A 15,473-nucleotide genomic window follows, 5' to 3' on the forward strand; every position below is an offset into this window, starting at 1 on the left:
TTATCACCAAGTACCCATTACCCATTACAAATTACCGACCCCAACGGATAATATAACTCCTCAAGTGGACATGATCTCAAATTAGCTTTGTGACAACTCTTTTTCTAATTCATCCAAAGATTGCCACCCAGGATGCCATTGAGAACGATCTTGTAATAGCTTGGCATTCAGCCAAAAACGAACATTAGGGTCACAAGAAGCAACCATTTCAGCATATACCCACTTACCTTGATTTTTACGGTTGACAACTTGAAAATGTCGCCAACCATCTACTTTTTTTTGTGCAGTCCACTTAGAACCAACTAAATAAGGAAACTTTTGTTTTTTGGTCATCTTTCAGTATTTCAGTATTAGTGGTTAGTGGTTAGTAGTTAGTAGTCAGTTGCATTAAATCATAGCAAAATTCCTCTATGCGAACTCTGCGATCCTTATCACCCAAACCACAACCAAACAAAAAACTTACTCAATTTTCAAATTAAAAGGCAAACGAGCATACACACCCTGCGGATCATTCATCTTTTTCAGAGTCGCAAGTTCTGCTTTGAGTTTTTGTAATTCACCTGCTAATGGATCTGGTAATTGTAGTTTTTGCTCATCCAAATTCAACACAGCTTTTGTTTGTTCTGGAACTTTTCCTAAGATACGTTCTTCCAAAGTGCCATACTTGGGATACTCTTCTAATTTCCAGTCATTTCCAAGTTTTGCTTGTGCAGCAGCGTAGGTAATAGCAGCATCCAAACCGCCAATTTCATCTACTAAACCAATGTTTTTTGCTGCTGTACCTGACCAAACACGACCTTGAGCAATCTCTGCTACCTTTGCTTCTGGAATATTGCGACCTTGGGCAACTTTACCAAGAAATATATTGTAGATTTTGTTGACACTGCGTTGGTAAATTGCCAATTCTTCAGGAGTTTTAGGACGAGAAAGAGTTTGACTATCAGCATAGCGTCCAGTTTTAACTGTATCCCAAGTGATGCCGTTATTGTTAGCTAGTTCTTGAGCATTAAATAGCAGTCCAAACACACCTATTGAACCCGTAATTGTATTGGGTTCAGCAAAAATACGGTTAGAGTCGCTAGCAATCCAATAACCACCAGAAGCAGCAACATCACCCATTGATACAACAACTGGTTTTTTCTCACGAGTTAAGCGTACTTCCCGTTGCATCACTTCTGCTGCTGTCGCACTACCACCAGGACTGTTGATCCTCAAGACGATCGCTTTGACGTCCTCCTGTTGTCGTAGCTTGCGAAAAATTCTCGCAAAGCTATCACCGCCTATTTCCCCATCGCTACCTTGACCATCAACAATTTCTCCCTCAGCATAAACTACAGCAATTTTGTTTTTAGAATTGCGTTCTGTACCTAAAGATTTACCGGGGACTTGCGCGTATTCACTTAGGGAAATTTGCCGGAAGGTTTTGTCATCCTTGTCGCTATCTGTCAACTGTTTGAGATCAGCAACCACTTGATCAAAATAGCCAAGTTTATCCACCAAACCATTGCTTTTGGCTTGTTCTGCTTGTAAGAAGGCTTGATTATCTGCGATCGCCTGCAATTTTGCGGGAGTAATTTTACGGCTATATCCAACCGCATTCCGCCACTCTGTCCAGACATCATCCAATAATTTCTGAGTTTGTTGGCGGTTCTCTGGACTTAGCTTATCAAGTACAAACGGTTCAACTGCTCCCTTGAACTTTCCTACCCGCACAACTTGTACACCAATACCGTATTTTTGCAACGCGCCTGCGAAGAACATCGGTTGAGAACTCAAGCCATTGATTTCCATCGCCCCCAACGGGTTCAACACAATTGTATCCGCTACTGAACTTAAATAATATTCCCGTTCTCCCCAGTCCATGCCATAGGCTACTACCTTCTTACCAGCAGCACGAAACTTTGCTAGGGCTTGGCGAATTTCTTTAAAGGTAGCAAAACCTGCTGTGTTGTCACTTCCAGAAATGCGAGTCGCATCTAAATAGATTCCAACAATACGCTGATCACGTCGTGCTTTTTCAATCGCATCCAGAATACTGCGGAGAGACATTTGTTTTTGTTCTTCACCAGATAATACTTGTTGGAGTAGTTCGCTAGAACTTGGTTCTCCATCGGTGATTTTCATTGATAAGTCAAAAACTACCACTGATTTATCTTTGACTACTGGCCCTGGATTTTGAGATGCAGCAAACAACAGCAACAAAAGTCCTGTAGTTCCTAAGCCAAAAAAAATAAATAATCCCAGGATATTTCCAACCAAACTAGCAAAAGTTTGTTTAATAAAATTCTGCATATTGTCTTTACTTAGTTATTAGTCATTGGTCATTAGTCATTAGTCATTGGTCATTAGTCATTGGTCATTAGTTATTGGAGATGATTAAAAAACAATCAACAATCAACAACTAACAATCAACTATCAACCTTCATAACTAATGACTTTATTGTTTAGTTTGATATTTACACCCAATACCCCACACCTATCATTTAAGCTAGCAAATATAGATGAGTTTTATACTTATTTTATATGCTCTAAACTCCCTGAACACTGTAGTTGCTTGATAGTAGCGTTACCAGTACAGAATAGCACCGTAGTTATTTCAGCAATTAATATCTCGCCCAAGTCGTAGACAGCAGCTTCTGAGGAAGCAGCAGCTTGCAAAAATGGCATTGCTAAACCAGCTATATCTGCTCCCAGTGCCAAAGCTTTCGCCACATCCAGTCCATGACGTAATCCGCCAGAAGCAATGAGAGGTACTGTTGGTGCAACTGCGCGAATACTAGTTATGCACTCCGCCGTTGGTAAACCCCAATCTGCAAAGGTTCGACCCAAACGCCGTTGTAGGGGATTTTCAGCTCTTTCACTTTCTACTTTTGCCCAAGAAGTGCCACCTGCACCAGCTACATCAATGGCCTTTACGCCTGCTGCAATCAGCTTCTGTGCCACTGTTGCTGAAATACCATTGCCTACTTCTTTGGCAATAACAGGGACTTGGAGTTTTGAGCATAATCTAGATATTTTGTCAAGCAAGCCCCTAAAATTCTTATCACCTCGAGGTTGAATGCACTCTTGCAATGGGTTGAGATGCAAAATCAAGGCATCAGCTTCCAAAATATCAACTACTCGCAGACATTCATCTAAGCCGTAATCATAGTTGAGTTGCACAGCGCCCAGATTGGCAAACAAGAGAACATCTGGAGCATATTTGCGGACAGCGAAGGTATCGGCCACAGAAGGTTTTTCTACAGCTATACGCTGAGAACCGACACCCATAGCGAATTTATAGTGTTGGGCGACTTCCGCTAGACGACGGTTAATCATTCCCGCTTCTGGGGTTCCTCCAGTCATGGAAGAAATTAATAATGGTGCCCCTAACTGCTTTCCTAAAAAAGTAGTACTAAGATCAATGTCATTGTGATCAAGTTCCGGCAAACAACAATGGCTAAAACGATAATCTTCTAATCCATTAGTAGTTTGTTGGAATTGCACATCTTCTTCTAGGCAAATGCGGATGTGATCGGCTTTACGAATTTGGGTAGCGGCGGATGGGCTGATGGGCGTGTTCACGAGTAGGTAATTTTCGAGGATGAGGATATTGTAATTTCTATTGTGTCAATAAATAGGGATGTAGGGAAATAAGAGTGTAGGGGAAAGACAAAGCGAATAAATTTGCCAGTAAATAGAAGAATTTTTGTGTAATTGGAGATTTTACATTAGTAGTAATCATTAAACCTTCTCATGTTCAACTTGACGCAAAGTGAATGCTGTTGACAATTTCCACTACACATCAGCCTGCAACGGAGTTAGGCTACCTACTACATAAACACCCAGATCGTTGCCAGTCCTTTGCTCTTGCCTTTGGACAGGCACATGTATTCTATCCAGAAGCAGACACCCAGCGTTGTACTGCGGCACTGTTGCTGGAAATAGACCCCGTGAGATTGGTGCGGGGACATAGTTCAACTATCAAGCAATACGTAAGCGATCGCCCTTACGTTGCTTCTTCGTTTTTAAGTGTAGCGATCGCCCAAGTCTTCAATACAGCCCTTGCTGGTCGTTGCCAACAGAGACAGGAACTAACACAAACTCCAATTCCCTTAGTCGCAAGATTACCTGTTTTACCCTGTCGAGGTGGCGAAGCATTTTTACGGCAATTATTTGAACCTTTAGGTTACTCTGTTAGCGCTACAGGTCATCTCCTTGATGAAAAATTTCCGGAGTGGGGGCAAAGCCAATATTATACAGTTGAGCTACAGCACACCCTTCCTCTTAGTGAATTTCTCAATCATTTATACGTACTTATACCAGTGCTAGATGATGATAAACACTACTGGGTAGGCGATGAAGAAGTCGAAAAGCTACTGCGTCATGGTGAAGGCTGGCTACATACCCATCCGGCGCGAGAACAAATTACCAGACGCTACCTCAAACCCCAAAACTATCTAACTCGTGCGGCTTTAACCCAATTGACCGAGCAAGAAATTCTTGATCCAGACCAAGCACAAGAAAGACACACTCAAGAAGAAGCAGCCGTCGAAAAACCACTTAGCCTCAACCAACAAAGAATGAATGCTGTAGTCGCCACCCTCAAAAATCATGGTGCCAAACGGGTGATTGATTTAGGGTGTGGTCAGGGCAATTTACTGAAAATACTGATCAAAGATAGCTTTTTTGAGCAAGTTACGGGTGTTGATGTTTCCTATCGTTCTTTAGAGGTAGCTAAAGAAAGGCTAGATCGTCTATGTCTACCCCGTAACCAATGGAACCGTTTGCAACTGATTCAAGGCGCGCTCACTTACCAAGATAAACGTTTCAATGGATACGATGCAGCTACAGTCATTGAGGTGATTGAACATCTAGATTTAGCGCGCATAGAAGCATTTGAGCGGGTTGTGTTCGAGTTTGCCAAGCCTAGAATTGTGATTGTAACTACACCAAATATTGAGTACAACATCAAATTTGAAAATCTACCTGCTGGGAAACTGCGACATAAAGATCACCGTTTTGAATGGACACGAACAGAGTTTCAAACTTGGGCGAAGGAAATCACACAACACTTTGGTTATAGTGTGGAATTTCAATCCGTAGGGGAAGAAGATATAGAACTTGGTTCTCCAACCCAGATGGCAATATTCAAGCAATACCCAAAATAAGGCAGAAGCCAGGAGGCAATTAGGGGAATTGAAACCTCCTCTAATTGAAGACCACGCTCATCGTAGATAAGTGTGGAAGTCACCCAACCCAGTTTGTGGCGGCTGTTGTTTTTCTTACCGTCTGCCATCTGCTTTCTGCCTTTTTTGATAAAAATTAAGCAGATAACCTGCATAAATTTGGTTTACTTACACCCATATCAGATCTGGAAGAGTAGTTCTAAAAAAAACTAACTGTCTTGGAAACCTCCAGGATTAGAACTCTTGCATGAATTATTTAGTTCCCTCCCCAAAATCGGGGAGGGTTAGGGTGCGCTTAAAAATCTTTGTGTAAGAGGTCTACTGAGAGGGAATGAGGAACAGAGAGTGGAACAGTGGAGGAAAACCACCAACCACTGTAGGGGCGTACAGCTAGCTGTGCGCCCCTACTAACCATAAATCAGCAACACGAACTATGAAACTAACTATTCCCGAACTTTCTTTAGTTGTTCTCATCGGTGCTTCTGGCGCTGGTAAATCGACCTTTGCACACAGACTTTTCCAACCTTTTGAAGTGTTATCCTCAGATTTCTGTCGGGGATTGGTATCAGATGATGAGAATAATCAATTTGCAACCAAAGATGCTTTTGATGTCCTGCACTTTATCACTACCAAACGACTCGCAGCAGGAAAACTGACCGTTATTGATGCGACTAATCTCCAACCAGAAGACCGAAAAATTTTTGTTCAGTTAGCACGAAAATACCATTTTTTCCCAGTAGCGATTGCTCTCAATTTACCAGAAGAAGTATGTCACCAGCATAATCAACAACGCCCAAACCGTCAATTTGGTTTTCATGTAGTGCGGCATCATACCCAAATGTTACGACGTTCGTTGCGGGGATTAGAACGAGAAGGCTTTCGCTACGTATATATTCTGAATTCAGTAGCAGAAATTGATACCGTAAAAATTGAACGTCAACCCCTATGGAACAATCGCAAGTATGAACACGGACCCTTTGACATCATCGGTGACATCCACGGCTGTTGTGATGAACTAGAAGCCCTGTTGGAAAAATTAGGGTATGTCAAAGGGGGACAAGAGGGACAAGAGGGACAAGCAGGAGAAATTGCCTGCTTATCTTCCCCCACTCCTCACACTCCCCCCACTCTCCCCACCCTATGGAACGCTCCCACCTACTACCATCCCCAAGGGCGTAAAGCTGTTTTTCTGGGTGATTTAATAGACCGAGGCCCACGTATTCTGGATACCGTGAAATTAGTAAGAAATATGGTGGTAGCAGGGACAGCTATTTGTGTTCCTGGTAATCATGAAAACAAGTTTTTGCGGAAATTACGGGGTAAGAATGTCAAAATAAATCACGGTTTAGAGAAAACTTTGGCAGAGATAGAAGCTTTGCCTGCAGAATGGCGTGAACACCATACTAAAGAACTAAAAGAATTTTTAGATACTTTGGTGAGTCATTACGTTCTTGATGATGGTCGGTTAGTCGTTGCTCATGCTGGAATGAAGCAGGAATATCAAGGACGAGGGTCAGCTCAGGTGCGAGAATTTGCTTTGTATGGTGAAACAACAGGAGAAATCGACGAGCTTGGCTTACCCATCCGTTACAACTGGGCAGCAGAATACCGGGGTCAAGCAATGGTTGTTTATGGACACACACCCGTACTTTCCGCAGAATGGCTCAACAACACTATTAATATTGATACAGGTTGTGTTTTTGGAGGCAAACTCACAGCCTTGCGCTATCCAGAAAAAGAATTAGTGAGTGTTCCTGCTGCCCATGCTTACAGCCAACCTGCCAAACCCATTGACAAGGTTGTGACAGAAGCAATGACAGTCCAGCAGCAACTGGATGATGTGTTAAATATTGATGATGTGCTGGGTAAGCGCATTATTAATACCCGCTTAGTACCTCATATAAAAATTCAAGAAGAAAATGCGATCGCAGCTCTAGAGGTAGTCAGCCGTTTTGCAGCCAATCCCAAATGGCTGATTTATCTACCACCCACCATGTCTCCAGTGGAAGCATCCCAACAATTGGGATATCTGGAACACCCCCAACAGGCCTTTGCTTATTATCGTAACCAGGGAATATCACAAGTAATATGTGAAGAAAAGCACATGGGTTCCCGAGCAGTGGTGATCGTGTGCCGGGATGAAACAGTAGCTAAAAAGCGCTTTGGCATTGTGAATGAGGGGATTGGTATTTGCTACACCCGCACAGGTAGAAGATTTTTTGATCACCCAACTCTCGAAACAGAACTGTTAGATAGGTTAAATACCTGCCTTACCAATAGTGGCTTCTGGGAAAAATTTTATACCGACTGGGTATGTCTAGACTGTGAACTGATGCCTTGGTCAGCTAAAGCTCAAGGACTGTTACGAGAACAATATGCTCCTGTTGGCGTAGCATCACGCCTAGCACTGGGTGACGCTGTAACTTTGCTGGAGAAGGCAGAACGACGGGGTGTAGATGTGACTTTACAATTGAGCAATTATCAACAAAAAGCCGAGATGGCTCAAAAGTATGTCACGGCTTACCGTCGCTACTGCTGGCCAGTTGAGCATATTTCTGACTATAAGCTTGCACCTTTTCACATCTTGGCAACAGAAACAGCCGTCCACATCGATAAAAATCATCAATGGCACATGCGAGAAGTAGCAAAAATTGCTCTGCATGACCCCGACTTACTGTTGCCAACAGTATATAAGGTAATAGATTTGACAGACCCAAGCAGTGAAGCAGAAGGGATACATTGGTGGGAAAATTTAACAGCTATGGGAGGTGAAGGTATAGTTGTGAAACCAATGCAATTTATTGTCAAAAGCAGTCGAGGAATTATTCAACCTGCGGTGAAATGTCGCGGACAAGAGTATTTGCGAATAATTTATGGTTTAGAGTACTCAGCACCTGAAAATATGCAACGTCTACGTCAACGAGGATTAACACTCAAGCGCTCCTTGGCAAAGCGGGAGTTTGCTTTGGGTGTGGAAGCGTTGGAACGTTTCATTACTCATGCACCTCTACGCCGTGTCCACGAATGCGTTGTGGGAATTTTGGCACTAGAGAGTGAACCTGTAGATCCGAGGTTGTAAGGGAGAAGATGGGGAGATGGGGTGATGGGGAGTGTGAGGGGTGTGGGGAGTGTGGGGAGTGGAGGAATAACCACTAACCACTATTGTACAGACGCGAGGAACATCGCGTCTCTACTAACCACTAACTAAATTAATCTGGAGAATTATTACCAAGATACTTAGCTCTTAATTCCTCTAACTCCTCATCGATCTTACTGTGAGGAGTCGGTTGATGTGTCGATTGTTGGGGCGATCGCATTGCTTTGTTATTTGCAGATTTAGTACCACCCAGAAATGTAGTCCTCATTTCCTCTAATTCTTTTTCGATGGGATTATAACTAGGAGTGGGTGTAGAAGTAGTACTAGTAGGTGGAGGTGAGGTAACAACTGGTTTGCTTGGTATGGTGAGGGTAGTAGCAACAGATGACTTTTTATTTAAGTCTGTGAGAACTTCATCTGTGGTTTGGTAACGCCGGGCGGGAATGCTTTGGAGCATTTTGTCTAAAATAGAGTTTAACTCTTCGCTAACCGGACTTTTGACGTAGCGCTGCCAAATCCAAGTATCGTTATTGACATCGTACAAATCGAAAGGCGATCGCTCGGTTAATAAGCGCACACAGGTAGCACCCAAGCTGTAAATATCACTGGCAAATATCGCTTGTCCCCGTATTTGTTCTGGTGCAACATATTCTGGACTACCAATACTTGTACCAGTGCGGTTAAGGGCTGTGTGAGTAACAAATTTAGAAGCACCAAAATCTACCAGAACTAAATCCCTGTGCTGTTGATTTTCTTCCCCTCCTAGGGGAAATCGGCGACGAATAATATTTTCTGGCTTTATATCTCGATGAATCACTTGTCTGCTATGACAAAATTGCAAAACAGACAATAAATTATTGAGCAGTTGCCGAATCTGCGTTTCGTTAAAAGCCCCTTTGAGTGCCAATTCTTCTGCCAGATTTTGCCCATCAATAAATTCTTGGACTAGATATTGCCTGTCATCTTGGGTAAAATATGCTAGCAGTTCTGGAATTTGCGGATGTTTCCCTAACTCATCTAGCCGCATTGCTTCCTGATTAAATAACTCTACTGCTTTTTGTACAGTACTAGTGCCCTGGGCTTGGGGATAAAATTGCTTAATCACACAACGCGGTTTAGAGGGTTTATCCTCATCCACAGCTAGAAAAGTTCTGCCAAAACCGCCTTGTCCTATGGGTTTAATGGCGCGGTAACGTTCTTTGAGAAGTAGCTTAGCACCACAAGTTTGGCAAAACTTGCCATTATTCGTGTTTTGGGGTTGGGGACAGCTGGGGTTAAGGCAATAGCTCATACTGAGAACTGGGGGACACCTGTCTCTATTGTGCCTGCTCTAGCCAAACAGTGGTTAGAAAAATCGCAGCTATAGTGGACTTGTTGCAAAAGGTGAAGGGGTAAGGGGAAAAGGAAAGAAAAATCCCTTTACCCTTGACCCTTTTTGCGGCAACTGTAATTTTTGCAAGAGTCTTTCTATCGTCTCTAAAAATGTAGAAGGCTGGAGCTAAGTAAGAGTAGAACTCATAAAAATTAAAGATGGGCATCTTTCCACGATAAATAATACTGATAATGTATAATACCTATATCATTTTGTAGGACATAGTATGTTACATATATGATTTTATTAATTTAAATTAAAGCGTCCGTATAATCTCTGAAAAACAGTGTTATAAAACAACAACACTTTACATTATCTACCGACCAAGAAATCCGGAAACAGGGAGCATTTACCGAAAATGTAAATATAAATAGTGACTTAGTGAGCAGCTCATGGCCCACCACATGATCGGTAAAGTACTACAAGGACAGTATCAAATTGTCCAAAGTTTGGGTGCAGGTGTGTTTGGACAAACATATATTGCGATCAATGTTGAACAACCAAATCACCCAAAATGTGTAATCAAACAACTCAAGGTTTCTAGCTCCCAACCCGCCTATTTACAGTCACTGAGGTTACACTTTCTCACAGAGACTGAAACTCTGAGATATTTGGGACACCATGATCAAATTCCGCAACTGATTGCTTGTTTTGAAGAAAACGAGCGTTTTTACTTAGTGCAGGAGTTTATTGAGGGACATGCACTCACAACAGAATTGCCCATTAATCAACGTGCAGGTTATCTTTGGACTGAAAGCGAAATTATTCAATTTTTACAAGATATTTTAGGTATTCTCAATTTTGTTCACTCTCAAGGAGTTATTCACTGCGACGTTAAACCGGAAAATTTAATTAGACGTAAGTCTGATGGGAAATTAGTTTTAATCGATTTTGGTTCTATTCAACCAATTAATTTTGGCATAGATACTGTATTGCCAATTTATAGGGTTCCTGTCACTTCATTGGGTTATATTCCCCCAGAACAATTTATCGATCAAACACAGCCCAATAGTGATATTTATGCTGTGGGTATGATTGCGATCCAGGCTTTAACTGGTTTATCTCCATTGCAATTAAAAATTGATCCTCACAGTAATGAATTTATTTGGCGTTCTCATCAGACTCCAGCCAGCGATTATCTTGCTGCAATTCTTAGCCAGATGATCCGTTATAACTACAAAGATCGTTTCCAGTCAGCAGCTGAGATATTGCGGGCGCTTGAGCAAATGTCTCTCGAATATTCGCAAGCGCAAACGAATCATTTGCAGTCTACTGTATTACTAGATTCTACAGACGAAAAAGACCATTTTGCTCGCCGCGATGCATCTGTGAAATCACCTCCTTTGCTGACAGGAATGCGAGTCGGACTGGTTGCTAATTCTTTGGTCGTGGGATTTGGGGTCTATTCTTTGATGAATTCTCCAGCCTATTCTGAAACAGAAACTTTATATAAAGCAACAGAAGAATTTCAATCAGGAGATTTGGAAAAAGCGATCGCTCTGGCAAAATCTATTCCTGCAAACAGTAATGTTTATCCAGAAGCACAAACTACAATAGAAGAATGGCAAAACCAGTGGCAACTTGCTACTGAACAATATTTATTAGCGAAAAAAGCATTAGACGAGGGACAATGGTCAGAGGCCATACATGCTGCTTCTCAAGTACCTGATATTTTATATTGGCAGTCAAAAACAGATCAAATCGTTGAGCAAGCCAAAGCTAAAATCGAAACACAAACAAATAATTTATTAGCTAGAGCTTATGAAAAAGCTGCTGTTAAAGATTTCAGTACTGCTTTAACTTATTTACAGCAAGTTCCTAAAGAAACTTCTGCTACTGATTTAGTCAAACAAAAATTAACTGAGTACCACCAAAAACAACAAATTAGAGCCATCTTTTTGTTGCAACAAGCCTATAATAAAGCAGAAATAGGTGAGTTTGAGACGGCTGTCAAATTCCTCCAGCAAGTCCCGGAAAATTCTTCTGTATATGCAACTGCTAAAGCAAAATTGGAAGAATATACACAAAAGCAACGTTTGCAAGTAAAGAATCAAAAGGTAGTTCCATCTAAAGTAATAGCTGCAATATCAAAAGAAACATCAATGCGTGAATCTTTTGATCCCAGCACTTTGCTACAAGAGGTCAACATTACACCAAATTCAACACCTTTATAACTACTGGATAACTAAATTTTTGTCTGATATCATGTTCGCTTGAATACTTATACTGTCGCGTAGGCTGGTAATTGGTAATGGGTAATTGGTAATACGTAATAAAGATACCGACTAATCATTTTCCCATGCCCAATGCTCAATGCGCAACAACTAAGCATAATATCGTAAGCAATTAGCCGAACTTGATATTAGTTAATTTTAATGATTACAATTTTCCAATTAAAACGAGGACACAGGTGTATGTGTCCTCAATAACTTTATGAACGAACAAAAATTAACTAAGTTGCCCAGAAATAGGAGCTTTTTTAAACAGTAAAATTGCAAGTTTAAATTGAACTTGGTAAGCGTAAATTAAAAGCGATCGCATCTAGATACGGTTCAAAAACAGCCAAATTTTCTATTCTATCGAACTTACCTGTTTGCGAAGCCGGGTCAAAAGCAGTAGCCATAACATAAAGTGCTTTGCCATCAAAAGTAACATAACCTAGATGTTGTTCTTGCACTCCACCTTGGCGCTTTAAACCGACAAAACCATAACGGAGTCCAGGAAGTTTACCAACCTGTACTTGTTGAGATGGATAGCTTGAAAAAGTGATGCGATCGCCATAACTACCTTGACGATCTTTCTCTAATCCAGCGTAGTATTCATTTACCCAAGCATTGAGTGCTGATAATAGCTGAGTTTGGTATTGGGGATTTTGGTAATCTATTTTTTGACTGGGATCAATACCAACTTGAGTGAGCATCTTCTGAAAATTCGGCTGTTTTTCCAGTGGGTAAATTAGCATCTCTACCGTACCAACACGTTCTCCATTTGCAGAGATACATAGTAGAGGTGCATTACCATCACAAGGTGCAACTTGCCAATCTTTGGGGCTAGCAGTTTTCTGGGCAAGATTTTTCCAAATATTGTTTCCATTAGGGCTAGAAGTCGTAGCTGGAGATGGTTGCACCACTGTTGGAGAATCACTATTTTTAGAAGAGCCAGAACCAGTAACCTTGAATCCTAACGGTACTAAAACCAACAAAGCTACACCGATGATTACATGATAAAGTCGCAGCATTTTGACACAAGGAGTATATCAATAGTTACAAAATAAAAGTAACAATAAAATATTGAGATCGGTAAGGGATAATCAAAAAAAGCTAACGAATACTAAAGATGAGAATGTACAGTGATTAAACAAACACAATATAAGAAAGTTTGTAGTGAGGACTGTAGCCATAACTACAAACTTTCTAAAGGGCTGAAACCATTGCTAGAAAATGAAAATCAGGGATTGCATAAATTTTACTTCATATACAAAATACCGTAGTGGAAAACAGCGAATAGAGTTTGATTTGTATGATTATTCATCTGATAAAATCTTTGAAATTCAAAAATTCACTAATTTAGCGTAGATATCGATGATGTGGATGTGGGTGAAGAGAATATTAATAATTTGATAGTGGTTAATTGTTTACTCCTCACACTCCTCATACTCCTCATACTCCCCACCTCCTCCCTAATTGTCACTCACTCTTCCTAACCAGCGAATCTCCCGACTCTACATCAAACCAATGAATATTTTCATGTGGTAATGCTAGCGTCATCTCCTCGTTACTGATATTTTGGTCTGGGGGTAACAAAGCACGTACTGTCAAAGGTTCTGTTTGGCAAGCAATACTGACACTTACCAAATTGTGCATTCCCAAGTTTTCTACTAAAAACACACGACCTTTAATAATGTTTGTATCTCCATCTTGAGGAATGCGGACGTGTTCTGGACGAATTCCTAAGACTATTTGTGGTGGTACTGTGGGAATATCAGGTAAGGGAATTTGAAAACCACCCAGTATTGCGTAGTGTCCCTGGCAAGGTAGGGTAAGCAAATTCATTTGCGGACTGCCCACAAAACCCGCTACAAATAGATTTGCTGGATGATTGTATATGCGTGCAGGTGGATCTAGTTGCTGCACATAGCCATTATTAAGGACAGCAACTTTGGTTGAAAGCGTCATCGCTTCTGTTTGATCATGGGTGACATAAACCACTGGTACTTGTTGGGCAGCAAATATTTGCTTGATATCAGCGCGGACTCTTTCCCTTAATAGTGCATCTAAATTACTCAGGGGTTCATCTAATAAATATACTTGGGCATTACGTACTAATGCCCGACCGACTGCAACCCGCTGTCTTTGTCCTCCAGATAATTGCCCAGGTTTGCGCTGCAATAATTCTTCTAAGCCGAGAATTTCTGTGACTTCAGCAACTCGCTGTTTTATTTTGGCATGGGGAACTTTCTTCAATTTCAGTCCAGAGGCGAGGTTATCGTACACCGTCATGTGGGGATAAAGGGCATAGCTTTGAAATACCATCGCCATATTGCGATCGCCCGGGCGCTTAAAGGTGATATCTTCCTTCCCAAGGATAATGTGACCGCGAGTGACTTCTTCCAACCCTGCAATCATTCTCAAAGTTGTAGACTTACCACAGCCACTAGGTCCAAGCAAAGTGAGAAATTCATTATCATCTACGGTTAAGCTGATGTCTTTGACTGGGACAACTTTAGGTGAGTAGGTTTTATTGAGGTTTTTTAATTCTAGGGTTGCCATGATAGTGGGGATCGGGAATTGAGGATTGGAAGGGAGACATGGGAGACAAGGGAGACGGGGTAAACGCAGTGAAGAAGGAAACTAACAACAAACCTTCCCGTGTCCTCCCTGTCCCCTTCTGCTCCCCATTAGCCTTTCACTGCACCAGCCGTCAAACCTTGGACAATTTTGCGTTGGAAAAACAAAACCAGTAAAACTAAGGGAAGTGTACCAACTACAGTAGCAGCAGCAATGGGACCGTAGGGAATTTCAAAGGTTGATGCCCCGCTGAGTTGGGCAGCTGCCACAGGAATTGTTTTCATGTCTTCACGAGTAATGAAGGTCAGGGCAAAAATAAACTCATTCCAAGCAAAAATAAATGTCAGAATTCCAGTGGTTACTAAGGCTGGAATTGTCATAGGCAATAAGATTTGGATGAGCATCTGCCAAGTGTTATAACCATCTATTTTGGCAGAATCTTCTAAATCTTTTGGTAATTGTAAGAAAAAGCTACGTAACACCAAAATAGTTAACGGTAAATTAATAGCTGTATAAGGAATAATTAGTGCCAGATAATTATTACCCAAACGCAACAGTTGCACTATTTCTAACAACCCTTGGAATAATAAAATACCGGGAAATAAAGTCACAATTAAAACACTTGCCAAGATAAATTGATTACCTCGAGGCCGTAACCTTGCCAAAGCATAGGCAGCAGGCGCGCCAATGGCTAAAGCAAAAGCTGTAGAGATAAAAGATACAAAAGCACTGTTTAATATGTAACGCCAAAAAGGACGACGATTAAATAAATCAATGTAATGATTCAGTGTTAAGCGTGTAGGAAAATAAACTGTGGGTACTTGGGAAATATCCTGATTCACCTTAAAAGAAGTCAGAATTTGCCACATGATCGGTGCTAAACAGAAAATCACCACTAAAGCGATCGCAATCCAAAGTAAAATGCGTTTTCTAGAATTCTTTGTTCTAGTTTTGTGTTGGGGATTGCTAATAAATTCTTCGCCAATAGCAGTCATAAAAGTAGTTAGTGGTTGTTTGTTGGTTGTTGTAGAGACGTGCTATGGCGCGTC

The 15,473-nt window shown here is 41.3% G+C and carries 10 protein-coding genes; 3 read left to right on the top strand and 7 right to left on the bottom strand.

Annotated features, from left to right (window positions below; genetic code table 11):
* Positions 1 to 81 precede the first annotated feature (81 nt).
* From NIES592_RS18020 to fni, 3 genes are all read right to left on the bottom strand, one after another.
* Positions 82 to 333 (bottom strand): TIGR02450 family Trp-rich protein, encoded by a 252-nt coding sequence (locus NIES592_RS18020; RefSeq protein WP_009460140.1) that lies wholly within the window; start codon positions 331 to 333, stop codon positions 82 to 84.
* Between the two features lie 126 nt (positions 334 to 459).
* Positions 460 to 2,292, bottom strand: a complete 1,833-nt coding sequence (gene sppA / locus NIES592_RS18025) for a signal peptide peptidase SppA (RefSeq protein WP_073556476.1) — start codon at positions 2,290 to 2,292, stop codon at positions 460 to 462.
* 222 nt (positions 2,293 to 2,514) lie between these two features.
* The gene (gene fni, locus NIES592_RS18030; RefSeq protein ID WP_073556477.1) at positions 2,515 to 3,564 is read right to left on the bottom strand and encodes a type 2 isopentenyl-diphosphate Delta-isomerase; all 1,050 of its coding nucleotides are present in this window, start codon (positions 3,562 to 3,564) and stop codon (positions 2,515 to 2,517) included.
* 194 nt (positions 3,565 to 3,758) lie between these two features.
* Between fni and NIES592_RS18035 the strand changes: the two genes are divergently transcribed.
* Positions 3,759 to 5,150, top strand: a complete 1,392-nt coding sequence (locus NIES592_RS18035) for a 3' terminal RNA ribose 2'-O-methyltransferase Hen1 (RefSeq protein ID WP_073556478.1) — start codon at positions 3,759 to 3,761, stop codon at positions 5,148 to 5,150.
* Positions 5,151 to 5,601: 451 nt separating this feature from the next.
* Positions 5,602 to 8,247: a polynucleotide kinase-phosphatase gene (locus NIES592_RS18040; protein ID WP_073556479.1), complete on the top strand. Its 2,646-nt coding sequence runs from the start codon at positions 5,602 to 5,604 to the stop codon at positions 8,245 to 8,247.
* Positions 8,248 to 8,377: 130 nt separating this feature from the next.
* Here NIES592_RS18040 and NIES592_RS18045 read toward each other — a convergent pair whose 3' ends face one another.
* On the bottom strand, positions 8,378 to 9,556 hold the full coding sequence (locus tag NIES592_RS18045; RefSeq protein ID WP_073556480.1) for a serine/threonine-protein kinase: 1,179 nt from the start codon (positions 9,554 to 9,556) through the stop codon (positions 8,378 to 8,380).
* Positions 9,557 to 10,029: 473 nt separating this feature from the next.
* Here NIES592_RS18045 and NIES592_RS18055 point away from each other — a divergent pair, with 473 nt between their 5' ends.
* Positions 10,030 to 11,811, top strand: a complete 1,782-nt coding sequence (locus tag NIES592_RS18055; protein ID WP_073556481.1) for a serine/threonine-protein kinase — start codon at positions 10,030 to 10,032, stop codon at positions 11,809 to 11,811.
* 326 nt (positions 11,812 to 12,137) lie between these two features.
* Here NIES592_RS18055 and NIES592_RS18060 read toward each other — a convergent pair whose 3' ends face one another.
* The 3 genes from NIES592_RS18060 to NIES592_RS18070 all read right to left on the bottom strand — a co-directional run bounded on the left by NIES592_RS18060 (position 12,138) and on the right by NIES592_RS18070 (position 15,419).
* The gene (locus NIES592_RS18060; protein ID WP_073556482.1) at positions 12,138 to 12,875 is read right to left on the bottom strand and encodes a hypothetical protein; all 738 of its coding nucleotides are present in this window, start codon (positions 12,873 to 12,875) and stop codon (positions 12,138 to 12,140) included.
* Between the two features lie 448 nt (positions 12,876 to 13,323).
* Positions 13,324 to 14,406: an ABC transporter ATP-binding protein gene (locus NIES592_RS18065; RefSeq protein ID WP_073556483.1), complete on the bottom strand. Its 1,083-nt coding sequence runs from the start codon at positions 14,404 to 14,406 to the stop codon at positions 13,324 to 13,326.
* Between the two features lie 128 nt (positions 14,407 to 14,534).
* The gene (locus NIES592_RS18070) at positions 14,535 to 15,419 is read right to left on the bottom strand and encodes a carbohydrate ABC transporter permease (protein WP_062250213.1); all 885 of its coding nucleotides are present in this window, start codon (positions 15,417 to 15,419) and stop codon (positions 14,535 to 14,537) included.
* Positions 15,420 to 15,473 lie beyond the last annotated feature (54 nt).

Source organism: Fischerella major NIES-592, assembly GCF_001904645.1.
GTDB classification, from domain to species: domain Bacteria; phylum Cyanobacteriota; class Cyanobacteriia; order Cyanobacteriales; family Nostocaceae; genus Fischerella; species Fischerella thermalis.

What these genes read in the sequence shown, in the direction of transcription:
- NIES592_RS18055 (WP_073556481.1), top strand. Translation starts at nt 10,030, where the DNA reads ATGGCCCACCACATGATCGGTAAAGTACTACAAGGACAGTATCAAATT.
- NIES592_RS18060 (WP_073556482.1), bottom strand. Translation starts at nt 12,875, where the DNA reads ATGCTGCGACTTTATCATGTAATCATCGGTGTAGCTTTGTTGGTTTTA.
- NIES592_RS18035 (WP_073556478.1), top strand. Translation starts at nt 3,759, where the DNA reads ATGCTGTTGACAATTTCCACTACACATCAGCCTGCAACGGAGTTAGGC.
- NIES592_RS18020 (WP_009460140.1), bottom strand. Translation starts at nt 333, where the DNA reads ATGACCAAAAAACAAAAGTTTCCTTATTTAGTTGGTTCTAAGTGGACT.
- NIES592_RS18070 (WP_062250213.1), bottom strand. Translation starts at nt 15,419, where the DNA reads ATGACTGCTATTGGCGAAGAATTTATTAGCAATCCCCAACACAAAACT.
- NIES592_RS18045 (WP_073556480.1), bottom strand. Translation starts at nt 9,556, where the DNA reads ATGAGCTATTGCCTTAACCCCAGCTGTCCCCAACCCCAAAACACGAAT.
- NIES592_RS18065 (WP_073556483.1), bottom strand. Translation starts at nt 14,406, where the DNA reads ATGGCAACCCTAGAATTAAAAAACCTCAATAAAACCTACTCACCTAAA.
- NIES592_RS18040 (WP_073556479.1), top strand. Translation starts at nt 5,602, where the DNA reads ATGAAACTAACTATTCCCGAACTTTCTTTAGTTGTTCTCATCGGTGCT.
- sppA (WP_073556476.1), bottom strand. Translation starts at nt 2,292, where the DNA reads ATGCAGAATTTTATTAAACAAACTTTTGCTAGTTTGGTTGGAAATATC.